Genomic DNA, 22201 nt, shown 5'->3' with positions numbered 1-22201 from the left:
AATAAGTTAAAGCCCTGACATGCGTGGCTGGCTGTGCACCGTGCCATCGCCAATATGGATACCCAACAGCGAAGATATCTTTTTAGCCATGATTTCAATATCAAAGGCCGCTGCGGAGGAGGCGTTGAAGTCCAGGATCGACTTCTGCGAGGCATTAGCCTCTACCACGCTTTCATCACGATGGATCACGCCAAGCAGTCGCTCGCCCAGTTTCTCTTCCATCAGGCTGGTGACGTCCCGGCTGACCTGGCGACGGCTATCGCTTTGGTTTATGACGAAATAGTGCCCGTGCTTATGATTCAGCGCCCCGCCGGTCAGGCGCTGTTTTTCCACGTGCGCCAGGGTCGACATCGAGGCGGTATCCGCCAGCAGCGGGATCAGATGCAGGTCCGCCAGCCCCGTCAGGGCCTTCAGCGCCGGTGAAGGCCCTGGCGGCATATCGGCGATGGTGATAAGCCCGGGATAGTTGAGCAGCGCCGACAGACCGCGCTGGAGAAAATGGTCATTGTGGGTCAGTTGCTCATCAAACGCCTGACGCTGCGCCTCGCTCACTTCGCCGTAAGGCAGGACGAAAATATTGCTGCCGGCGCTCAGCACACACTGGCTCCAGTCATGCAGTTCCAGCGCCTTCGCCACGTAGCCCCGCTCATCGCTCAGCGGCACGCCAAAATGCAAACGCAGCGCGTTCTGGACGTCAAAATCCAGCGCCAGGACTTTGCTGCCAGTCCGCGCCAGCGAATAAGCTAAATTGGCCGCAAGGGTCGTTTTCCCCACGCCACCTTTCGGTGAACAGACGCAAATCAACGGCATGTAGCGATCCTTTCCAGAAGAGATTTCAAAGGCTGGTCTTTATTTTTCGCCACCGGCTCCGCGGTTTTTGCCGCGAACAGGTGGGCATAGTTGTCGGCGCCCGGCGCAGGCCGCGGGGCCATCCTCGGCGGCGGGGCCATCACCGGTTCAGGTACTGGCGTCGCTGCCAAGGGCTCTGCCGTCATCGCCGGCGCCGGAGCGACAGGTTCCGGCATTGCAGGTTCTGCGACCGGCAGTGGGATCGCGGCAATAACTGGGGGGACTGGCGCAACCGGAGGTGATGCTGGCGCGGCGACCACAGGGTCGACACGCTGGAAGAGATCCGCAGGCACGGGCTGCGGCAGCGGCGCGGAGACCGACCCTCCCAGCGCCAGAGAAGCGGGTTTCCCGGCGTCGGGATTCAGCTGATTGAGGATCGCCCAATCCCCATGTTCCCGCGTGGCGGCTTGCGAAGAAAGATCCTGAAATTTGAGGTTTTGCGTCCGCGTTTTTTCTTGAAAGCGCTGCAGATCATCATAATGGTTCATTGATAACCTCATGATTTTAAAAATTTCATATTAAGTTTGTTGTTATTTTCTGGGTATATTAAAAATATCGTGACGCTTCTGGTATGGCAGATAAAGCGCCGGTGGTGACGTACCAATACACACGATTGACAGGGTTATAATAGTTTAGAATTTGATTTTTGGGATGATTCCACGGCAGAAGTATCGCTACACTAACACTTCCCTTTCAGAAGGATAGCCCCATTTTTTAGGTATGCGTACATCCTTAACCCCCGCAACCATCGCGCTTCCCAGTCGTTTTTATATAAAAGTATTACGCCATGATGAAATCATAGCGTCAGTTGGACGAAAGAATAAACCTGAACCATTTTAATTTCTCTTTAATTCTATAAAAATGGACTGAAAGGCTTATTTTTTCGGATAATCGACGAAGAATGCTCCGAGAGTATTGCAGAAACTGCGGTAATGAACGGTGTTGCCAGGTTTCCTCTCCGGCGGAAGAGAAACTCCCGGTCCTGGGACCGGGAGTGTGCCATCAGGCGTGGGGTTTTTGCGGATTCTCATCCTGATCGACGGCAAAGCAGGCTACCAGCTGACCGCCGTAATCCTTAAGCTGCGGCTGAAGCTGGGTGCAGGGACCAAAGCGTCGACGGCAGCGCGCGTTAAAGGCGCAGCCCGGCGGTGGGTTCAGCGGGCTCGGCAGTTCGCCGGTCAGCTTGATCCGCTCGCGCCGATCGTCCGGATTCAGACGCGGCGTCGCCGACAACAGCGCCTGGGTGTACGGATGACGCGGATTGTTGAAGATCTGGTCCTTGGTGCCCTTCTCCACGCAGCGGCCGAGATACATCACCATCACTTCATCAGCGATGTGCTCGACGACCGACAGGTCGTGGGAGATAAACACGTAGGACAGCCCTAAATCCTGCTGCAGATCCATCATCAGGTTCAGCACCTGGGCACGTACCGAAACGTCCAGCGCGGAAACCGGCTCATCGGCAATCACCACGTCCGGATCCAGCATCAGCCCGCGGGCAATAGCGATACGCTGACGCTGACCGCCGGAGAACATATGCGGGTAGCGATCGTAATGCTCGGTTTTCAGGCCGACCTTCGCCATCATCGCCAGCGCTTTTTCACGGCGCTGCTCTTTACTCAGGCTGCTGTTAATCAACAGCGGCTCTTCCAGAATCTGCCCCACTTTTTTTCGCGGGTTCAGCGAACCATACGGGTTCTGGAACACAATCTGGATTTTCTGCCGCCGGAGCTTCTGCGCCTGCGGGTCATGCTTAAGCAGATCCTGCCCCTGATAATACAGCTCACCGCCGGTGGGGATCTCAATCATTGTCAGCAGACGACCGAGGGTCGATTTGCCGCAGCCCGACTCTCCCACCACCGCCAGCGTTTTACCACGCTCAAGGGTAAAGGAGACGCCGTCCAGCGCTTTCACCAGTCGTTCCGGGGCGAATATTCCCTTCTTCACCGGGTAGTGTTTTTTCAGATCAATGGCCTGCAACAGCGGTTGTTGCGTGGCGGCCTTTTGCATACTCATAATCCAGGCCTCCCGGCATCATCGAGTGGGTAGTGACATTTAGACTGACGGCCGCCGGTAAGATCCGCGAGCGCGGGCTCTTCGCTCCGGCATTTATCCGTGGCATAGGGGCAGCGCGGGTTCAGCAGACAGCCGACAGGACGGTCATATTTCCCCGGCACCACGCCCGGCAGCGACGCCAGACGCGCCTTATCCTGGGCGAACTCCGGCAGCGCGCGCAGCAGCGCCTGGGTGTACGGATGACGCGGCGCGCGGAAGATATCCTTCGCATCACCGGTCTCCACCACCTGACCCGCATACATGACGATAATTTTATGCGCCGCCTCGGCCACCAGCGCCAGGTCGTGGGTGATCAGCACCAGCGCCATATTCTCCTGCTGCTGCAACTCCAGCAGCAGCTCGATGATCTGCGCCTGAATAGTCACGTCCAGTGCGGTGGTCGGTTCATCGGCAATCAGCAGTTTTGGCCGACAGGCAATCGCCATCGCGATCATCACGCGCTGACTCATCCCGCCGGAAAGCTGATGCGGATAAACGTCAAGCCGCGACGCCGGATCGGGAATACCCACCAGGTTCAGCAGGTCGATGGCCCGCTGGCGGCGAGTTTGCTTATTGCCGCCCTGATGAACTTTGATCGCTTCCATAATCTGGTAGCCGACGGTATAGCACGGATTGAGGCTGGTCATCGGATCCTGGAAGATCATCGCCACTTCCGCCCCCACCAGCTGACGCCGCTCTTTTTCAGAGATGCGCTGCAGGTCGCGGCCGTTGAACTCCAGTTTGTCCGCCATCACCCGCCCGGGATAGTCAATCAGGCCCATAATCGCCAGCGAACTGACGGATTTACCGGAACCGGACTCCCCCACAATACCGACCACTTCACCCTGCTTCACGCTATAGCTGATGCGGTCTACGGCGCGGAACGGCGCGTTCTCATCGCCGAAATGCACCGATAATTTATCTACATTTAATAACGCCATCTCGAACCTCTTACTGCTTCAGTTTGGGATCGAGCGCGTCACGCAGACCGTCACCCATCAGGTTAAATGCCAGCACCGTCAGCAGGATCGCCACGCCCGGGAAGGTCACCACCCACCAGGCGCTTTGCGCGAACTGCAATACGTCGGAGAGCATGGTGCCCCACTCAGGCGTCGGCGGCTGCGCGCCCATGCCGAGGAACCCCAGCGCTGCCATATCGAGAATGGCGTTAGAAAAGCCCAGCGACGCCTGAACGATCAGCGGCGCGAGACAGTTGGGAAGAATATTGACGAACATCTGGCGCATCGCGCCGGCGCCCGCTACGCGGGAAGCGGTCACGTAGTCGCGGTTGACCTCCACCAGCACCGCGGCGCGCGTCAGACGCACATAGTGCGGGAGCGCCACGAAGGTTAGCGCCAGCGACGCGTTGACGATAGATGGCCCGAAGATAGCCACCAGCACCAGCGCCAGCAGCAGGCTCGGCAGCGCCAGCATAATATCGACGACGCGCATAATGATGGAATCCACCGCCCCGCCGAAATAGCCCGCCACCAGACCGAGCACCACGCCAAGGATCAGCGACAGGACCACCACCAGGCAGCCCACCAGCAGCGACAGGCGGGCGCCGTACATCAGACGCGACAGAATATCGCGGCCCACATCGTCGGTACCAAGCAGATGCGCCAGGCTGCCGCCATCCTGCCAGAACGGCGGCGCCAGCAGCGAATCACGGAACTGATCCGCCGGGTTATACGGGGCGAGGAAGTTGGCGAACACCGCGATGATAATCATCACCGCCACGTACACCAGACCGACGACCGCGCCTTTGTTGCGTTTGAAATAGTGCCAGAACTCCTGCAGCGGGGTCATTGGCACAGGTGCAGCAATCGCTTTATTCTCAGAAACTTGTGACATGATGGCCTCTTACTTCTTATGCCGGATACGCGGGTTCACCACGCCATACAGCAGGTCGACCAGCAGGTTGACGAGGATAATCATCGTCGCCACCAGCAGCACCCCGCCCTGCACCACCGGGTAATCACGACGCTGCAGCGCGTCGATCAGCCAGCGGCCTAAACCAGGCCATGAGAAAATGGTTTCCGTCAGGATGGCGCCCGCCAGCAGCGTGCCCACCTGCAGGCCAATGACCGTGACCACTGGCAGCATCGCGTTGCGCAGCGCATGGACCACAATCACTCGCATCCGGGTCAGCCCTTTGGCGCGCGCGGTACGAATGTAGTCTTCGCCGAGCACTTCCAGCATCGACGAACGGGTCATACGCACAATCACCGCCAGCGGGATGGTGCCCAGCACGATAGCCGGCAGGATCATATGCATTAAGGCGTCAATAAAGTCGCCCTGCTCGCCCCAGATGGCGGTGTCGATCAGCATGAAGCCGGTCAGCGGCAGAGTATCGTCAAGGAACACCGTATCGCTGATACGCCCGGAGACCGGCGTCAGGTTCAACTGCACCGAAACCAGCATAATCAGCATCATGCCCCACCAGAAGATAGGCATGGAGTAGCCGGTCAGCGCCAGACCCACGGCGGTGTGGTCAAAGATGGATCCGCGTTTTACCGCAGCCAGCACGCCCACCGGAATACCGACGGCGACAGCGAAAATCATCGCGCAAACGCCCAACTCAAGGGTGGCTTTAAAGCGCGGGACAAACTCTTGCCACACGGGAATGCGGCTTTTCAGCGAGATGCCTAAATCACCGTGCAGTACGCCCCAAATGTAATGGGCATATTGCTGCCACAGCGGCTTATCAAGGCCCATTTCGGCCAGCAGCTGCGCGTGACGCTCGGGGGAAATACCACGTTCACCCGCCATAATCATCACCGGATCGCCGGGGATCATATGGACGAAGGCAAAGGTGAGAAGGGTGATACCGATAAATGTCGGGATGACGAGTCCCAGACGTCGGAGAATAAACTGCAACATAACCCGGATTCTCTCTAGTGACGCCCCGCCTGGCGACAGGGCGTCTGTATTGCTCACAAAAGCATTCCCCGGAATAGCGGGAATACGCCCCCTACCTCTCCCACGCGGGGAGAGGGGGTCAGGCATCGTGCTTATTATTCGACGGAGACGTTATCGAAGTGGTGTTTGCCCAGCGGATCCACCACATAGCCTTTGACTTCTTTACGCACCGGCTCATAGACGGTGGAGTGGGCGATGATCAGCGCCGGAGCCTGGTCATGCATCACTACCTGAGCCTGTTTGTACAGTTCAATACGCTTGTTGTGGTCGTCGGTAGCGCGGGCCGGCTGAATCAAATCTTCAAACGGCTTATAGCACCAGCGCGAGTAGTTGGAGCCGTCTTTCGCTGCGGCGCAGCTGAACAGGGTCGCGAAGAAGTTATCCGGATCCCCGTTGTCACCGGTCCAGCCCATCATTACGGTCTGGTGCTCGCCCGCTTTCGCCCGCTTCAGATATTCACCCCACTCATAGGTAACAATCTTGGCCTGGACCCCGACTTTCGCCCAGTCAGCCTGGATCATTTCAGCCATACGGCGAGCATTCGGGTTGTACGGACGCTGTACCGGCATTGCCCACAGGTCGATGGTGAAGCCTTTTTCCAGGCCCGCTTCTTTCAGCAGCTGTTTCGCCTTCTCCGGATCGTAGGTGTAATCCTTAACGTCGTCGTTATAGCCCCACATCGTCGGCGGGATCAGGTTCTTCGCCGCCTGGCCTGCGCCCTGGTAAACGGCTTTGATGATCGCTTCTTTGTTGACCGCGTAGGTCAGCGCCTGACGAACTTTGACGTCGTCCAGCGGTTTCTTCTCGGTGTTGAAGGAGAGATAACCGACGTTCAGGCCCGGCTGTTCCAGCAGGGTAATGTTCTTATCTTCCTTCATGCGCGCGATGTCCGCCGGGTTCGGGTACGGCATCACCTGGCACTCATTTTTCTGCAGTTTGGCATAGCGCACGGAAGCGTCCGGGGTGATGGAGAAGACCAGACGATCGATCTTCGGCTTGGTACCCCAGTAGCCCGGGAAGGCTTTATACAGAATGCGGGAATCTTTCTGGTACTGCAGCAGCTGGAATGGGCCGGTACCGATAGGATTGAGGTCCACTTTTTCCGGCGTGCCGGCTTTCAGCATGTTATCGGCATACTCTTTCGACAGGATAGAGGCGAAGTCCATGGCCAGGTCAGCGAGGAACGGCGCTTCCGGGCGAGTCAGGACGAACTGGACGGTTTTATCGTCCACTTTCTTCACTTCGCTAATCAGGTCCGGTAACCCCATCCCTTCAAAGTATTCATAGCTGCCGCCAGAAACTTTATGGTACGGGTTATTGGTATTCTTCTGGCGATCGAAGGAGAACACGATGTCATCGGCGTTCAGGTCACGGGTGGGTTTGAAGTCTTTATTATCTTGCCACTTCACGCCCTGGCGCAGATGGAAAGTATAGGTTTTGCCATCAGGACTGACTTCCCATTTCTCAGCAAGCCCTGGAATAACTTCCGTGGTACCGGTTTTAAATTCGACCAGGCGGTTATAGATCGGTACGGAACTGGCGTCATAGGTGGTGCCAGAGGTGAAGAGCTGTGGGTTAAAGCCTTCCGGCGAGCCTTCAGAACAATAAACCAGGGTTTTCGCTTGCACGCTGGCGGCGACGGTCATGGCGACCAGGCTCAGACCAAGCTTCAGCATCCCTGATTTCTTCAAGGAAATACTCATTATTCTGCTCCAAAACTGTGATGTTGTTTGCATATATCCGCCGGACCTTTATTTATTTTTATTCGTCCTATTTCAAACAACGGATGCGTTGGCTGCGCTCGATCATCCCAGTCACATCGTTATCTATGCTCAGGGGAGCTCGTACACTTGCCGCCTTTCCGCAGCTCGAACTATTTAGAATATACCCGGTCCAGTCGGTGGTGCCCGAAGGCGTAGAGAGAGATGGGGATTCCTTTCGCAAAAACGACTGAGTTGCAGTACGGATTCTCCATGAAATGCCCCTCATGCCCTACAATCTGTCAACAGAATGGGGAAACGTCAATACAGCCAGCCGGGTTTTACATCCAGCGTGAGAAACGGCAGGCAAAGATTAAAAAAACTTCAAGGCGCTATTTTCAGCAGAGAAATTTATGCTACGGGTCAATAAGCAGAATAATGACCTTAATAATTTGCAACACGCAGAGGGAAACAATTCCAACAAATGAGAAAAATTTCTTGCCGTGTGACCAATATGTGAGCGATTAATAGCGCGAACGTTAAAGCGCACAGCGGAAAATGCTACATTTAGCCATAAGCTTCGCGAAAAAAGATCTGTTCATCGATAAAAAAATGCAATGGAAGATGTCACAAAATAGCGAATAGCTGGCTGGAAACGTGGGTAAAGTCGTTTATTGTGATTTTGGTGGAATTTTTGGCCGGTCCCTACTTACGGAACCAGACGGCACGGCGTATATATCGTCCTGACAAATGGCAAGAGGGGTATTGCGCGAATCATAAAAACGAAGGGCGGCATTGCGTCGGAAGCTCACGAACAAAAGGCTAGACCACCGTATACCCTTGTCGAGGTGAGTTAGGCTTGTTGGGAAACGCCAGTTTGAGTTGCCTCGCATCCACCATGGGCTTTAAGTAATTCTGGCGAATACTCTGCGCCTTACGTCCCAATAATTTCTCCATAACTGCGACGGATAAGTAATGACCAGCGCACAACTGGACAAGCAACGCCTTCATCACCTCGGTTTCCAGTCGTCGTTGCGCCCGGGATGGCGCGGTTAACACTTCAAGCTCATGCCGGAATCCATCACTTAATGCGTCAAGATCATCAATGAACGGCTTATCTAAAAAGTGGCTGATGAACCGACCATATTCATCCCTTCCCTGAGGGTTACCGACTAAATCAGGAACGCTATGCGTTAAGCTGTTGCCACTATGCGTTAAGCCCTGAGCGTTATGCGTTAAGCTCGATGTAGAACTTAACGCATTTGCAAATATGTCTTCCGGCGATGGCAGTGCCATTCCAGGTAAACTATATGATTTATCTCGCTTTTGACCGCTGGCAACCAGAAATCCCCTATCGACTAATTTGGGAAATGCCAGGGTGACATCACGCGAATGTCTGCTCGTTAGCTGACAGGCTCGCTCATGGTTTACCCATCCCTCTGTCGCCGCGGTGATAACGATCATCCTTTCAAGATCATCAAGCAGAGAAAAACGGTGCCCAAACAAACCATTGAGCCGCTCAGTCACTACCTGTGATACAAGGCTTACTGTGGACAGTTCAAGCAACGTTTGTTCAGAGGGTTCCGTTTTTTCATATAACTTTGGTGTGCGCCAGTTTGCCCATTTCCAGCCGCTTATAATTTTCGGAACCCCGGACCCCGCTCGCTCCCCCGCCCCAATCATTAAAAACATCTGATGCATACGGCGGTTACGACAGTCGCTTTCTCCACCTTTCACTGCGATTTCCGGCGGTATTCGCATCAGCCCTGGATTACGGAAGCCAAAAAGATCCGGCCGTCTGACCACTAAGATTGAGCTTCGACCCGTATAATCAGCATGCACCAGGGTATTAACAAGCGCCTCTCGGATAGCTTCATGAACTTTGGTTTCATCCAGCCGAATACCGTCCTGCAATTCAAAAGGTACCTTAAGATCAGTGATCAGTTTTCGATAAGTCCGGCGGTAAAAATCAAAAACATTGCCTGACCATGAGCCATCCGGATAGATACGGTCGATCCAGCGGGAATCAGGTTGTGCATCGTCCCGTTCACGATAATCAACAAAATAGTTAGGGACCGCGTCCTGAATGGCATTCCAGGTGCCAAACATCAGGATACCAGCAAGAGTTATGCCCTCCTCCCCGCTCTGACGATTTTGACGCCAGCCGCCGATATTCTTAAATAAATCAACGAGATTTAGTTCCTGCCATGGATGCTGAGGTTTCGCCACCGCAAAGAGATTACGGTAGGCGCGCAAACTGTCCTGATCGATATCACTGAAATCAAAGCCGGTCAGGATCCGGTCATCACGGCTATCCTCGACCTGCTCTGCAAGCATTCTTTTGATTTGCTCTGCAGAGCAGTGGCAGTCCGCTTCATGACGGCGGAGATAGGTTTCCGTCATCGGCTGATTATTGAGATAGACGGGTTTTTGTTCTCGTCTTGCTATGGGAATCTCAATGACAATGACTTCTTTATTATCAAGTTTGATGACTTGTAGCGACTCTTCGGTCAGTAAATTGACATTGACTTTCTTCTTATTGTTAGCAATATCAAAAAGTTGCTTCGTAACGGTAGCCATATCGCTAATCCCTTCAACGATAAAGTTTCCTTTCTTTTCCCTGACACCTAACACGACATAGCCACCGCGGGTGTTCGCCATCGCACTGTACGTCCGCCAGAAATCCTCTGGCAGTTTACCTTTACCCTCCGCTCCCTGCGCCAGCTTAAACTCCAGTTCAACTGATTCAGAAAGCGTTTGTAAGTCCAGCAAATCACTGACAGGAAACATAATCGAATTGGCACCTGTTTGATTTTTCAATCAAGGGATGAAAAGGACAACCTGAGCGCTCAGTTAATCTCATTACCAATACATTTGCCTGCTGTGCCTGCAAAAACTTCGGCTTAATACGCAAAAAAAGCCTGCTCATTGAGCAGGCTTTCAGATTGCGGTTAAACGCACGCCCGGCGGCGCTGCGCTTGCGCGGGCCTACGGAACACAAGTCGAACTCTGCCCCCGGAGGTTCTCATCCTCGCAGGCCACAGATGCAAAAAAGCCTGCTCGTTGAGCAGGCTTTCAGATTGCGGTTAAACGCATGCCCGGCGGCGCTGCGATTGCGCGGGCCTACGGAACACAAGTCGAACTCTGCCCCCGGAGGTTCTCATCCTCACAGGCCACAGATGCAAAAAAGCCTGCTCGTTGAGCAGGCTTTTCGAATTTGGTCGGTGATAGAGGATGACTCACCACTTCGTGGCTCGCCCTGCGGGCCGTTGCTGACGCAACGTTCTCTCGCTTCGCTCGAGTCGAACCTCCTGCCCCCGGAGGTTCTCATCCTCACAGGCCACAGATGCAAAAAAGCCTGCTCGTTGAGCAGGCTTTTCGAATTTGGTCGGTGATAGAGGATTCGAACCTCCGACCCCTTCGTCCCGAACGAAGTGCGCTACCAGGCTGCGCCAATCACCGAATGCGGGGCGCATCTTACTGCTGGGATGCCTACCCGTCAATGCCTTATTTTCAAAAAATCGCTCAACCGGCGAGAAACTCAGCAGCCTGAGCAGCGAATCGTCGGTTGGTCATCGTTTTCAGCGGCAGGTCACCTCAAACGCTTTGCGATACTCGGATACCTTACAGGTCACCGGCTCACCGAGATAGGTCGAGCCCGCCGGGTTGAATTTAAATTCCCCCAGCAGCATCGTCAGTTCCCCCAGCTCCGGGCAGGATTGCTGATGACGCATAATATCCGGGCGGGTATCGTTATTCACCGCGCGGGCGATGTCGCTGTATGCCAGCTTGTCGGCAAAGGCATTAGCACAAAACTGCAGTTCGCTTTGCGCCATATGCGCGGCCTGCCCCTTCAGCTCGGCATGCTGCGCCAGCAGCAGCTGGCGAACCTCGCCGGCCCGGCTGTAACCGATCGCCGTATAGCCGGCCTTATTGCTGAGGTTGACGCTGGCGCCAGCCTCAAGCAGCGCCTCGACATTGGCTTTATTATTCATTTTGACCGCCAGCATCAGCGGGCTGAGGTCGTTGGCGGAGACCTGGTCCACCTTTGCGCCGCGCTGCACCAGCGCCGCGATCACCGCAGGCGACCCCTGACCCGCCGCCACCTGCAGCGCCGTGAGTCCTTCACGGTTCGGCTTATCCACCTCCACACCGGAGGCCGACAGCGCCAGCACCAGATTGGGATCATCCCCCGCCGCCGCCAGCATCAGCGGGGTGGTGCCGGATTTATCCGCCAGGCTGGTGTCCGCCCCGGCGTTGGCCAGCGTCGTGATGGTTTCCGCCGAACGCGCGTGATCGACCGCGAGGAAAAAGGCCGATTCCCCTGACGCATTGACGGCCTTCACGTCCGCCCCGTGCCTGATCAGCAGCGCCACGATCTCGTCGACGTTCTTCTTAAACGCGCCGGGCGCCAGTTGTAACGCCATGTCTTCGGTCATCAGCGCACGGTTACCCGTCGCCAGCGATTTCGCCGCCGTTGCGCCGACAATTTTATCCAGCGCGCTCTCCTTCTCGACAGGCGCATCGGGCTTTTTCATCGCCAGAATATGCTGATAGTCGTTTCTGACGTCCCCGCCGTCGGCAATGGCGGACATCAATGCCGTACTCTTCTCGACGCTGGTCTGATTTACCGACGCGCCGGCCTGGAGAAGATCGCCGATAATCGCGGCATCGCTGCCGCGCGCCGCCGCCAGCATCAGCGCCGTGACGCCCTGGCGCGTCTGGAGATTCGGCTTCGCCTGACGCTTAAGCAGTAACGCTACCACATCACGACGATTTTCCGCGGCAGCGACCATCAGGCCACTTAAGCCGGTTTTATCCTGACCATCCACATCAATGCCGTTATTCAGCATGGCTTCGATCGTCGCTGGCGCATCGTATTTACAGGCCAGCAGGAACTGGCTGGTCTCTTCCTCAGACTGGCAGCCCGCGAGCATCAACAGGCACAGTAAGGCCAACCCCTTTATCACCTTCATCCTTTCTCTCCATGAAAAGTTCGTGCACAGGGGGAGCGAGAAAACTGGAGGGTAATCAAAGAAGAAGAGGCAACCTGCCAGACACATCCACTGTGCGAAAAAAATCCCTCGCGCGGCGTCTGCCGGCGAGGGATTAGCTTATCCTGGGCTCAGGAAGGGAGAACAGACCCGAGAATCTGAAAATAAACCCCGTGCCTTACTTTTTCCACCGGCACCAGTTGTTATTCTCATTGATCCCGCCATCCGGCGAGGTATAGCCGAGACAGCCCATAATGGTGTCATACAGCTCGACGTGACGGCGCGGCACCTTCATCGCAGCCTGCTGCTGCAGATGGGCAAACGCGGCGGCATGATCGGGGTTCTCCAGGTATTTATCCGACATCCACACCATCATCGGCACGCGGAACTGCTCCGGCGGCGCCATCTTGCGCGGCGTTCCGTGCAGGTGTTCGCGTTCATTAATCGACTCCCCATGATCGGCGGCATAGAACACAATCGCTTTCTTATCCCGCAGCTGGTCGAGGACGCTGACGATAAAGTGATCGACGTAGGTCACGCTGTTATCGTAGGAGTTAATCAGCTCCGCTTTCGAGCACTTGTTGTCGACGCCGACGCACTCCGGCTTCCACTGGGCGAAGCTGCGCGGGTAGCGTTGGGTGTAGTTAAAGTGGGAGCCTTTGGTGTGGAGAATGATCAGATGCTTACCGGAGGCGTTGCCCTGCGCCATACCGCGCTTCATCTCCTCCACCAGCAGCATATCGTCAACGCTCTTACCACGGTTGCGCGGCTCGGCGCCAATCTGCTCGCGGTAGGCGATATTGTTAGCCATCGTGTTGCTGTAGAACCACATCTCGCTCTGCATGGCGTACAGATTGCCGCTGAAGCCCAGCTGATGCAGCACGGCAAAGACGTTCTGCTCTTTGAGCGTCCGCTGCGGGTTATCCTCCGCCCCGCCCTGACGCACAAACATGCAGCGTAACGACAGCTTGGTGGCGGTATCGCAGGAGTAGCCGCGGAAGGCGACCAGATTCTTCTCTTTCTCCAGCTCTGGCGTGGTATTGCGGCTATAGCCAAGGATGCCCATATGGTCCCAGCGGGTCGTTTCGCCAATGATAAACACCACGTAGGTGTCATCCAGGCCTTCCGGCGCGACGTAGGTAAACTTCTTCGCCGGGTTAATCAGCGATTTATTATCCGAGGATTCATCCACCTGCGCCCAGGCGTACAGCCCCAGCGCCGACAGCCAGTTAGATGGCAGATAGGAGTTGGCGATCACCCCGCCATAGCTCGGCATATCCACTTCCGAATGGCGCTCCACATCATGCTGACGCAGCTCAAGCAGGCGGATGGGACCCCAGACAATGAGCCCGGCCAGCACGACGATCAATACGTTTTTAACCCGCTGCCCCGGGGTGCGCAGTTGGCGCAGCAGCGTATGGCGGCAGCGGTTGCTCCAGATGAACAGCAGCGGCGGCGCGCTCACCACCACCAGCCAGAGGATCAGGTGCCAGCCAATGACCTCTTTCGACAGGTCGATATCGGTGGTCATCACCGAAGCGATAATTCCGTAGCCAATCACCACATTGAGGAACGTCATGTAGTAACTGGCGGCGGCGGAAAACAGGACAATCAGCGTCGCCAGAATGCGCCAGATGCGGCGACCAAACAGTGACAGCAGACGTAACAGGAAGAAGGTGACAAAGACCGTGGCGACCAGTTCAACGACACCGGAAAGCCCTTTCCAGAAAGTGAACTCTTGAGCATAACCATCGAAACGCCGGAAAAAAACGGCGATGTTCATAAACCAGCCGATGTACAGCGCCAGCCAAAAACTAAGCTTCTGCTGTGTCATCGTTCTAATATATTTCATGCAAGCAAACCTGGAAAAAGAAGAATAAAACACCGCCTGACGCTGTGGCACGAGTCAGTAGGCTAATAGGGTGCGTTAGGGTTGGTTATCAGAAACCTCTACAAAGCGCGATAAGTAGACCACAGGGAACGGGAAAAGTATCAGGAGGGAATGTGATCCAGCCAAACATTTACAAAACATTTGGCTGGATTGGCACTATTTGCTTAGGGGATTAACCAGGGGCACGTTTCGCGCTGCAGGTTTCAGGCGTGCGCCTCGCTATAAACACTGCCTTTCGGCTGACGGATGGTGGTGGACAGCGCCAGCGACAGAATCAGCAGGGCGAAGATCACGCAGAAGGTCACGTAGAAGCCGCCGAACAGCGAAGCGATGAGAGAGCCGCAGATGCTGCCGATACCAAAGCCCAGATAAATCACGCCGTAGTTTTTCGCCAGATTGTTCAGGCCAAAGAACTCACTCACCAGCGACGGGAAGACGGTGATGGTGCCGCCGAAGTTAAAGGCGACGCAGGCGATGGCGGCGAAGAAAGTCATGGCATTCAGCGGGGCGAACAGCAGCGCTGCCATCCCTACCAGCGACACGATCTGACCGAGGGTAATCACACGAATGCGGGAGATCTTGTCGGACAGGATGCCTAACACCAGGCGGCCGCTGAGGTTAGCAATCGAGATAACGGTTACCGCGTTTGCCGCCGTGGCGACATCCAGGTGGACCATCCCCTGGGCAATATCTTTCGCCACGCCAATCACGTACAGTCCGCTCATGCAGGCCGTCAGGAACATCACCGCCAGCATCCAGTACTGCGGTTTGCGCATCGATTCGGCGAGAGTAAAGTCATTTTCCACGACGCCGTTGGCCGCGGTGGTCGCCGTATGATTCGGCGCATCTTTCATCAGGGTCGCGCCAAAGACGATCATCACCAGCACGATAGCGCCCCAGATGACGAAGGTTTTTTCCAGGCCGACGGTGGCCAGCAGATGGGAATCAATGAATTTGAACCCCAGGCTGCCGAGCCCATAGGAACCAATGGAGAAAGCAGAGATCAGCCCTTTACGCTCCGGGAACCACTTCACGCAGTTCGACAGGGTCAGCAGATAGCCGGCGCCGTCCGCCAGCCCCACCAGCACGCCCGCGCTCAGCCACAGCATCATCAGGCTGTTGGAGTGCGCGGTCAGGAAGAAGCCCAAACCGAGCAGTATCCCGGAGGCCATGGTCACACGCTTAACGCCAAAGCGTTCCTGCAACTTCCCGGCGACCGACGAGGAGAGCGCCAGCCCGAGGCTCAGCAGGCCAAAGGAGAAAGCCACCTGGCTGACCGGCTCGCCCAGTTTGTCAGACAGCGAACTATTAAACAGGCTCCAGGTATAGACCGAACCGAGAGCAAATTGGGTGACGATGGTGCCGATTAGCGTAAGCCAGCGGGTCGATTGACGGTTTGCAGCGTTCATAGCAGTTGTCCTGATAAATTAACTGCCGCCACAATAGCGAAGGCCCCTCATCCTGTGGGGAAAAAGGCATGAACTGCCACCAGCAGGGAATGAAATGCATTAATGGCGGAACGAATGACATTGCAAAACATTCATTCCGCGAATTTCAGGAAAAAAGTTAGTGTGCGCTATCTCACAGAAATGCGCCATTACTGAGATTTAACAATAACCGCGTCGTTTCAAACGCGTAACAATATCGGTCAAAAGTTGGCGCTGACGCCCATCAGATAGAGCGTATTTTCCCCGGATGGGACATTGTCCGCCTGCGACAGCGTCGCCCATGCCGCAACATGGGATCCCAACCGCATATCGGCGCCCAGGGTGACATCACTCCAGCCGCCCTCTCTGGCGCGGGTCGTCGGCGACCAGGCATCGCTGGTAAGCGACTGGTTATAGCTCACCTGAGCCCAGGGATGCACGCCCCACAGCGACTGATAATCCATGCGCCAGCCGAGCGTGTTGACATACCCCGTCTCGCCAGCGCTTCTCGTCACTGGCGCGGTGACGTCACTGCGCAGGCTGGCCACCGGCCCGGAGGTCATGCCATTTGCCAGCAGATAATTCCAGCCAACGCTCTGACCACGGCTGCTGTCCGGTGGCGCCAGCGCCTGGTTTAATGCCAGCCCGCCAGGCGTCTCTGAGGACTTCATCCGCTCAGCGAGAATATCTTCGTAACGTGGTTGGTGATCGCTATCCCATGTATAGCGTTCCGGCGTATTACTTTTTGTATCGATAGCGATATATTCCTGTTGCCAGGCATTCGCTCCAGAGACACACGTCATCCAGACGGATACGCTCGCCGGGAACAAGAAGCCCCGGAGGCCATTGCATTTCTTTATTATCATTAATGCGACTCCAGAAAAGAGCCGAATCGGCAATATTGCTGTGTTTTTTTTGGGGATACGATTTCCCTGTATTAACTATTATCTTTATCTTTCAGCCGTCAAGCCGGGGCGTCCACTTTTTTAGCGCAGAGGGAGAAATAGCTATGCAACGTTGCGGATGGGTGAGTCAGGATCCGTTATATATCGAATATCACGATACCGAATGGGGTGTGGCGCAAAAAGAGGGCCGCCAGCTGTTTGAAATGATCTGCCTGGAGGGCCAGCAGGCCGGTTTGTCATGGATCACGGTGTTAAAAAAACGGCAGAACTACCGTCAGGCTTTTCACCAGTTCGACCCGGTGCGCGTGGCAGCGATGGGGGAAGACGATGTCGAGCAGTTGCTGCAGAATGCCGGCATCATTCGCCATCGGGGAAAAATCCAGGCCATTATCGGCAACGCCCGCGCCTATCTGGCGATGGAAGAAAATGGCGAGTCGTTCACTGATTTTGTCTGGTCCTTCGTCAACAATGAGCCGCAGGTGACCTGCGCCGCGACGCTGGCGGAGATCCCCACCACGACGCCGGCCTCCGATGCGCTGTCGAAGGCATTGAAAAAACGCGGCTTTAAATTTGTCGGCTCGACAATCTGTTATTCCTTTATGCAGGCCTGTGGGCTGGTCAACGACCATATCACCGGCTGCTTCTGTCACCCTGGAGGTCAGGATGATCCGCAAGTGGGACACTAAAGATACCGCGCCGCTGCTGGCCCTGTGGCTGGACAGCACGATTCATGCCCATCCTTTTATCAGCGAAAGTTACTGGCGCGACAGCGTCGCGGTGGTACGGGATGTCTATCTTCCCGCCGCCAGCACCTGGGTCTGGGAACGCGATGGGGAATTAAAAGGCTTTGTTAGCGTGCTGGACTCCCGCTTCGTCGGCGCGCTGTTTGTCGCGCCGGACGCCATCCGCCAGGGCATTGGCCGGGCGCTGCTGGATGAAGTCAAACAGCACTACGCCTGGCTGAGTCTCGAGGTTTACCAGAAGAACGAATCGGCGGTCAGTTTCTACCATGCGCAGGGCTTCCGGATTGAAGACTGCGCATGGCAGGACGACACTCAGCACCCGACGTGGATTATGCGTTGGCCGGCGGATCAAATGCTGTAAGCGGCAGCGTCGGGCCGGTATATTTCTCCAGCCACGCCAGGGCGGTGTTCCCGGCACAGCCGTTGCCCAGCCGGGATGTCGGGATATCTTTGGTTAAGACATTCACCGCCCCGTTTTTGCAGATGCCCACCCGCGGATCCAGGTCGGGCCATGCCCCTTCATGCAGGCAAATCACCCCCGGGCGGATCCCCTCCGTCACCACCGCGCCGGCCAGCACCTGACCGCGGGCGTTCCACACCCGCACCAGATCGCCATCGGCAATCCCCCGGGCCCGGGCATCCTGCGGATGAATAGTCACCGGTTCGCGTCCGGCGACAGCATAGCGTTCGCGCAGCGTGGTGTGGTTCAGTTGACTGTGCAGACGGTGGGCCGGATGGGCCGACAGCAGCTGCAGCTGCCCCGCCTCAGCGTTGCCATGCCACTCGTCGGGCTCCAGCCACATCGGGTGCGGCGGGCAATCGGCGTAGCCAAAGGCGGCGATGGTCGGCGAGTGGATCTCAATTTTACCGCTCGCCGTTTTCAGCGGATTAGCCTGCGGATCGGCGCGGAAGGCGGCGAAGCGCGCAAAACGGGCATTCTCCGGCTCCTCTGGCATCTCAATCAGCTGGTTAGCCTGCCAGAATTCGGCAAACGGCGGCAGCGTCACCTGCTGGTGAGCCCCGCGCTGGGCGGCGATCTGATAGAAGGTCTCCAGCCACTGCAAATCACTCTTCCCTTCGGTGAAGCGCTCGCGGCCGCCCACCTCCCAGCGTTCGCTGAGGTCGGCAAAGACCGCGAAATCGTCGCGCGCTTCATCTCGCGGGGCGACCACCTGCTTCATCGGCACCAGATGCTGATTGCTGTAATCTCCAGTCATGGTCAGATCGTTGCGCTCAAACGAGGTGGTCGCCGGCAGGACGATATCGGCATGGCGCGCGGCGGCGGTCCAGAAGCATTCGGAGATGACGATCAGCTCCGGCTTCTGCCAGGCCTGAATCAGGCGGTTGGTGTCCTGATGATGAGTAAAGTTGGCCCCGCCGGCCCACCAGATAAAGCGAATATCGGGGAAGCGACGCGCCATGCCGTTGTGCTGATACTCTGCCCCCGGATTCTCCAGCGCCTCGACGATCCGCGCGACCGGGATCTTCTCCACCGCGTCCACGCCCCCGGCGACGCTTCCCTGCATCGAGCCCAGTACCGCCGCGCGGCGCGTCGGGTTGCCGCCGTTGGCGAAATGATAGGAAAGACCAAACCCGCCTCCCGGGGTGCCAATCTGCCCCAGCATGGCGGCCAGGGTGACCAGCATCCAGTGCTTCTGCTCGCCATACTGCTGGCGCTGCATGCCCCAGCCAGACATCAGCATGGTGGTATTTTCATGGAAAATTTTCGCCAGTTCACGGATCTTATCCGCTTTCACGCCGCAGATCGCCGCCGCCCAGTCAGCGGTTTTCGCTACGCCGTCGCTTTCGCCGGTCAGATAGCGGGCAAAAATATCGTAGCCGCTGGTGCAGCGGGTAAGAAACGCATCATCCTGCCAGCTATTCTCCACCAGCGTATGGGCGATCCCCAGCATCAGCGCGACATCGGTGCCCATATGCGGCGCGATCCATTCCATCGAATCGCCAAAGAAATCGACGGTTTCCGATCGCATCGGATCGATGCAGATCAGGCGCTTACCGCTCTGGCGCAGCCGGTCGAACCACGGGATCCCCTGCTCGTCGGAGGCGTTCCAGGCAATTTTCAGGGTGTTCAGCGGGTTGGCGCTCCACAGCACCACCACTTCGCTGTGCTCGAGCACCAGCGGCCAGCTGGTCTGCTGCTGATACACCTCATTCCCGCCCACGACGTAAGGCATGATCGCCTGCGCCGCGCCAGTGGAGTAATCGCCAAGATGGCCGGTATAGCCGCCCGCCAGGCTCATGTAGCGCTGCAGCAGGGTGGCCGCCTTATGCAGGACGCCGTTAGAGCGCCAACCGTAGGAGCCGGCGAAAATCGACTGCGGACCGTAGCTTTCGCGGATCCGCCGATGCTGGGCGTCAATTAAATCCAGCGCCTGATCCCAGCTCACCCGCACGAATTCATCCTGACCGCGGACCCCCTGGGGCTTGTCCGGTGAAGCAAGGAAGCCTTTGCGCACCATCGGATAGCGCACGCGGGTTTTGCTGTGGACCTGATCGCGCACCGCCGTTTGCAGCGAGTTGGCAAACGGTGCCGCCAGCGCGCCGCGGGAAGAGAGGACGTTTTCACCGTCCGTTTCCACCAGCATCGGTCCCCAGTGGGCGGCGGTTAAGATGGTTTTGGTTGCAGATGAGGTTGGCAAGGGCGGCTCCTGGTCAGCGAATGCAGGTGTCATGACGGCGTGATGGGCAACCGTTCAATGTTATTTACAAAATGAGATGGTATCCGGGGAATTTTCTACGTAATCACGCGTCATAATCAACCGTCACGTTCGCTGTGACAAAGAATAAAAAGGATTAAGGACATTAAATGAAAAAACGCGTACTTATGATTGCGGCGCTGGTCAGCGGCACTCTGGCCATTTCTGGCTGCACCACCAACCCCTATACCGGTGAACGTGAAGCAGGTAAATCCGGTATTGGCGCAGGTATTGGCTCCTTAGTGGGCGCTGGCGTCGGCGCGCTCTCCTCTTCCAAACATGACCGCGGCAAAGGCGCGCTGATTGGCGCAGCGGCCGGCGCGGCGCTCGGCGGCGGCATTGGTTACTACATGGACGTGCAGGAAGCGAAGCTGCGCGACAAAATGCAGGGAACCGGGGTCAGCGTGACGCGAAATGGCGACAATATCGTGCTGAACATGCCGAATAACGTCACCTTCGACAGCAATAGCGCCAACCTGAAGCCGGCCGGCGCCAACACCCTGACCGGCGTGGCCATGGTGCTGAAAGAGTACGAGAAAACCGCTGTTAACGTCGTCGGCTACACCGACAGCACCGGCAGCAAGGATCTGAATATGCGTCTGTCGCAACAGCGTGCAGACAGCGTCGCCAGCGCGCTGATCACTCAGGGCGTGGCGGCCAATCGCATTCGCACCACCGGCATGGGGCCGGCGAATCCTATCGCCAGCAACAGCACGGCGGAAGGCAAAGCGCAGAACCGTCGCGTGGAAATTACCCTCAGCCCGCTGCAATAAGCGCATCCTCATGTCGCCCGGCAGCCGCTCTGCCGGGCAAAATGCTTGATATCGCTATTTTTCGCGCTAAGGTGTTGGCAGATTTTCAGCAAAGGAAGCCACCATGGCGAAAGCGGCGCGTGCAACTATCAGCGATGTGGCGAAAGCCGCAAAGACCGGCAAAACCAGCATTTCACGTTATCTTAACGGCGAGAAGCATCTGCTTTCCGACGATCTGTTATCACGTATTGAAAAAGCCATTGCCGAACTCGACTACCGCCCCAGCCTGATGGCCCGCGGCCTCAAGCACGGCCGAACCCGCCTTATTGGCCTGATCATCGCCGATATCACCAACCCCTACTCGGTCAATGTCATGAGCGGCATTGAAGCGGCCTGCCGGGAAAAAGGCTTCACCCTGCTGGTGTGTAATACCAATAACGAGCTGGATCAGGAACTGCACTACCTGGACCTGCTGCGCAGCTACCAGGTGGAAGGCATCGTGGTCAACGCAGTCGGTATGCGGGAGGATGGCCTGAACCGCCTGCAGCAGTCGGCCCTGCCGATGGTGCTGATTGACCGTAAAATCCCCGACTTCGCCTGCGATGTGGTCGGGCTTGATAACGCCCAGGCCGCCACCACCGCCACCGAACACCTGGTGGAGAAAGGGTTTGAGGCCATCCTGTTTCTCAGCGAACCGCTGGGCTCGGTGAATACCCGCCGCGAGCGTCTGAGCGCTTTTCGCGCTACCCTCACTCGTCACCACGGCGTGGTGGCTGAAAACGCCGAAGTGCAGCTCAACGACGGCGCGATGATGGACAACGTCCTGCGCCAGTTCCACGCCCGTCACCGCGGGATGCGCAAAGCGGTCATCTCCGCCAACGGCGCCCTGACGCTGCAGGTGGCCCGCGCTCTGAAGCGCGTCGGCCTGATCTGGGGGAGCGATATCGGCCTGCTGGGCTTCGACGAACTGGAGTGGGCGGAGCTGGCTGGCGTCGGTATTACCACCCTCAAACAGCCGACGTGGCAGATCGGCTACGCCGCGGTCGAACAGGTGATTCGGCGCATTGCCGGCACTAACGACCCCATCCGCGAGCGGGTCTTCTCCGGCGAGCTTATCGTCCGCGGATCAACCTCCCGTTAACGATCCTTCGTGATGCCGATCATAAATTAAACATCTCGCCCTTTCTTATGGAACCGATACCATCTAGCGTATTAAGGAGATTAAGCAACAAACGCCGGGAGTAAG

Annotated in this window: 16 protein-coding genes, 1 tRNA gene, 1 other RNA gene and 2 pseudogenes; 4 read left to right on the top strand and 16 right to left on the bottom strand. The window is 56.7% G+C overall.

Going from position 1 to position 22201, the window contains the following annotated elements; all coding sequences use genetic code 11:
• Window positions 1-6 precede the first annotated feature (6 nt).
• The 15 genes and pseudogenes from AS136_RS08815 to AS136_RS08745 all read right to left on the bottom strand — a co-directional run bounded on the left by AS136_RS08815 (window position 7) and on the right by AS136_RS08745 (window position 16641).
• Window positions 7-799, bottom strand: a pseudogene (locus AS136_RS08815) (cellulose synthase operon protein YhjQ/BcsQ).
• Window position 800: 1 nt separating this feature from the next.
• Window positions 801-1337, bottom strand: a complete 537-nt coding sequence (locus tag AS136_RS08810) for a cellulose biosynthesis protein BcsO (protein ID WP_008806904.1) — start codon at window positions 1335-1337, stop codon at window positions 801-803.
• A 316-nt stretch (window positions 1338-1653) separates the two neighbouring features.
• Window positions 1654-1827 (bottom strand): annotated as a pseudogene (locus tag AS136_RS28605) (hypothetical protein); the annotation flags it as partial.
• A gap of 24 nt (window positions 1828-1851) precedes the next feature.
• Window positions 1852-2865 (bottom strand): dipeptide ABC transporter ATP-binding subunit DppF, encoded by a 1014-nt coding sequence (gene dppF, locus AS136_RS08805; RefSeq protein ID WP_012967082.1) that lies wholly within the window; start codon window positions 2863-2865, stop codon window positions 1852-1854.
• Window positions 2862-3845, bottom strand: coding sequence for a dipeptide ABC transporter ATP-binding protein (gene dppD, locus AS136_RS08800; protein ID WP_008806902.1), 984 nt, complete (start codon window positions 3843-3845; stop codon window positions 2862-2864). Before dppD ends, dppF begins: the two co-directional genes overlap by 4 nt.
• 10 nt (window positions 3846-3855) lie before the next feature.
• Window positions 3856-4758, bottom strand: a complete 903-nt coding sequence (gene dppC / locus AS136_RS08795; protein ID WP_012967081.1) for a dipeptide ABC transporter permease DppC — start codon at window positions 4756-4758, stop codon at window positions 3856-3858.
• Window positions 4759-4767: 9 nt separating this feature from the next.
• Window positions 4768-5787, bottom strand: a complete 1020-nt coding sequence (gene dppB / locus AS136_RS08790) for a dipeptide ABC transporter permease DppB (RefSeq protein ID WP_008806900.1) — start codon at window positions 5785-5787, stop codon at window positions 4768-4770.
• Window positions 5788-5921: 134 nt separating this feature from the next.
• Window positions 5922-7529, bottom strand: a complete 1608-nt coding sequence (gene dppA, locus AS136_RS08785; protein ID WP_012540345.1) for a dipeptide ABC transporter periplasmic-binding protein DppA — start codon at window positions 7527-7529, stop codon at window positions 5922-5924.
• A gap of 819 nt (window positions 7530-8348) precedes the next feature.
• Complete coding sequence (locus AS136_RS08775; RefSeq protein ID WP_023323375.1) at window positions 8349-10316, bottom strand: RNA-binding domain-containing protein; 1968 nt, start codon at window positions 10314-10316, stop codon at window positions 8349-8351.
• A 428-nt stretch (window positions 10317-10744) separates the two neighbouring features.
• Window positions 10745-10877: non-coding RNA, RtT sRNA (locus AS136_RS08770), on the bottom strand.
• Window positions 10878-10911: 34 nt separating this feature from the next.
• A tRNA-Pro gene (locus AS136_RS08765) sits at window positions 10912-10988 on the bottom strand.
• A gap of 119 nt (window positions 10989-11107) precedes the next feature.
• Window positions 11108-12502, bottom strand: a complete 1395-nt coding sequence (locus AS136_RS08760) for an ankyrin repeat domain-containing protein (RefSeq protein ID WP_012540344.1) — start codon at window positions 12500-12502, stop codon at window positions 11108-11110.
• Window positions 12503-12698: 196 nt separating this feature from the next.
• Window positions 12699-14372 (bottom strand): kdo(2)-lipid A phosphoethanolamine 7''-transferase, encoded by a 1674-nt coding sequence (gene eptB, locus AS136_RS08755; RefSeq protein WP_023323376.1) that lies wholly within the window; start codon window positions 14370-14372, stop codon window positions 12699-12701.
• A 242-nt stretch (window positions 14373-14614) separates the two neighbouring features.
• Window positions 14615-15820, bottom strand: a complete 1206-nt coding sequence (locus AS136_RS08750; protein WP_023323377.1) for an L-lactate MFS transporter — start codon at window positions 15818-15820, stop codon at window positions 14615-14617.
• 239 nt (window positions 15821-16059) lie between these two features.
• Window positions 16060-16641: an autotransporter outer membrane beta-barrel domain-containing protein gene (locus AS136_RS08745; protein WP_162493230.1), complete on the bottom strand. Its 582-nt coding sequence runs from the start codon at window positions 16639-16641 to the stop codon at window positions 16060-16062.
• 206 nt (window positions 16642-16847) lie between these two features.
• Here AS136_RS08745 and tag point away from each other — a divergent pair, with 206 nt between their 5' ends.
• Window positions 16848-17429 (top strand): DNA-3-methyladenine glycosylase I, encoded by a 582-nt coding sequence (gene tag, locus AS136_RS08740; protein ID WP_008806894.1) that lies wholly within the window; start codon window positions 16848-16850, stop codon window positions 17427-17429.
• The gene (locus AS136_RS08735) at window positions 17407-17847 is read left to right on the top strand and encodes an N-acetyltransferase (RefSeq protein ID WP_008806893.1); all 441 of its coding nucleotides are present in this window, start codon (window positions 17407-17409) and stop codon (window positions 17845-17847) included. The genes tag and AS136_RS08735 overlap by 23 nt, the downstream gene beginning before the upstream one ends.
• Here AS136_RS08735 and AS136_RS08730 read toward each other — a convergent pair.
• Window positions 17816-20146, bottom strand: coding sequence for a molybdopterin guanine dinucleotide-containing S/N-oxide reductase (locus AS136_RS08730; RefSeq protein WP_023323378.1), 2331 nt, complete (start codon window positions 20144-20146; stop codon window positions 17816-17818). The genes AS136_RS08735 and AS136_RS08730 overlap by 32 nt on opposite strands.
• A 167-nt stretch (window positions 20147-20313) precedes the next feature.
• Between AS136_RS08730 and AS136_RS08725 the strand changes: the two genes are divergently transcribed.
• The gene (locus AS136_RS08725) at window positions 20314-20976 is read left to right on the top strand and encodes an OmpA family lipoprotein (RefSeq protein WP_002921917.1); all 663 of its coding nucleotides are present in this window, start codon (window positions 20314-20316) and stop codon (window positions 20974-20976) included.
• Between the two features lie 103 nt (window positions 20977-21079).
• Window positions 21080-22096: a LacI family DNA-binding transcriptional regulator gene (locus tag AS136_RS08720; RefSeq protein ID WP_008806891.1), complete on the top strand. Its 1017-nt coding sequence runs from the start codon at window positions 21080-21082 to the stop codon at window positions 22094-22096.
• Window positions 22097-22201: the final 105 nt, after the last annotated feature.

Origin of the sequence: Klebsiella sp. D5A (genome assembly GCF_001620885.1) — a bacterium.
GTDB classification, from domain to species: Bacteria; Pseudomonadota; Gammaproteobacteria; order Enterobacterales; family Enterobacteriaceae; genus Klebsiella; species Klebsiella variicola.
This window is presented reverse-complemented; position numbering and strand designations above follow the sequence as displayed.

Excerpts from the sequence above, each read along its gene's own strand:
- AS136_RS08725 (WP_002921917.1), top strand. The coding sequence starts at position 20,314 with ATGAAAAAACGCGTACTTATGATTGCGGCGCTGGTCAGCGGCACTCTG.
- AS136_RS08745 (WP_162493230.1), bottom strand. The coding sequence starts at position 16,641 with ATGACGTGTGTCTCTGGAGCGAATGCCTGGCAACAGGAATATATCGCT.
- dppD (WP_008806902.1), bottom strand. The coding sequence starts at position 3,845 with ATGGCGTTATTAAATGTAGATAAATTATCGGTGCATTTCGGCGATGAG.
- AS136_RS08775 (WP_023323375.1), bottom strand. The coding sequence starts at position 10,316 with ATGTTTCCTGTCAGTGATTTGCTGGACTTACAAACGCTTTCTGAATCA.
- dppA (WP_012540345.1), bottom strand. The coding sequence starts at position 7,529 with ATGAGTATTTCCTTGAAGAAATCAGGGATGCTGAAGCTTGGTCTGAGC.
- tag (WP_008806894.1), top strand. The coding sequence starts at position 16,848 with ATGCAACGTTGCGGATGGGTGAGTCAGGATCCGTTATATATCGAATAT.
- dppB (WP_008806900.1), bottom strand. The coding sequence starts at position 5,787 with ATGTTGCAGTTTATTCTCCGACGTCTGGGACTCGTCATCCCGACATTT.
- AS136_RS08735 (WP_008806893.1), top strand. The coding sequence starts at position 17,407 with ATGATCCGCAAGTGGGACACTAAAGATACCGCGCCGCTGCTGGCCCTG.
- AS136_RS08810 (WP_008806904.1), bottom strand. The coding sequence starts at position 1,337 with ATGAACCATTATGATGATCTGCAGCGCTTTCAAGAAAAAACGCGGACG.
- eptB (WP_023323376.1), bottom strand. The coding sequence starts at position 14,372 with ATGAAATATATTAGAACGATGACACAGCAGAAGCTTAGTTTTTGGCTG.
- dppF (WP_012967082.1), bottom strand. The coding sequence starts at position 2,865 with ATGAGTATGCAAAAGGCCGCCACGCAACAACCGCTGTTGCAGGCCATT.
- AS136_RS08760 (WP_012540344.1), bottom strand. The coding sequence starts at position 12,502 with ATGAAGGTGATAAAGGGGTTGGCCTTACTGTGCCTGTTGATGCTCGCG.
- AS136_RS08720 (WP_008806891.1), top strand. The coding sequence starts at position 21,080 with ATGGCGAAAGCGGCGCGTGCAACTATCAGCGATGTGGCGAAAGCCGCA.
- AS136_RS08750 (WP_023323377.1), bottom strand. The coding sequence starts at position 15,820 with ATGAACGCTGCAAACCGTCAATCGACCCGCTGGCTTACGCTAATCGGC.
- dppC (WP_012967081.1), bottom strand. The coding sequence starts at position 4,758 with ATGTCACAAGTTTCTGAGAATAAAGCGATTGCTGCACCTGTGCCAATG.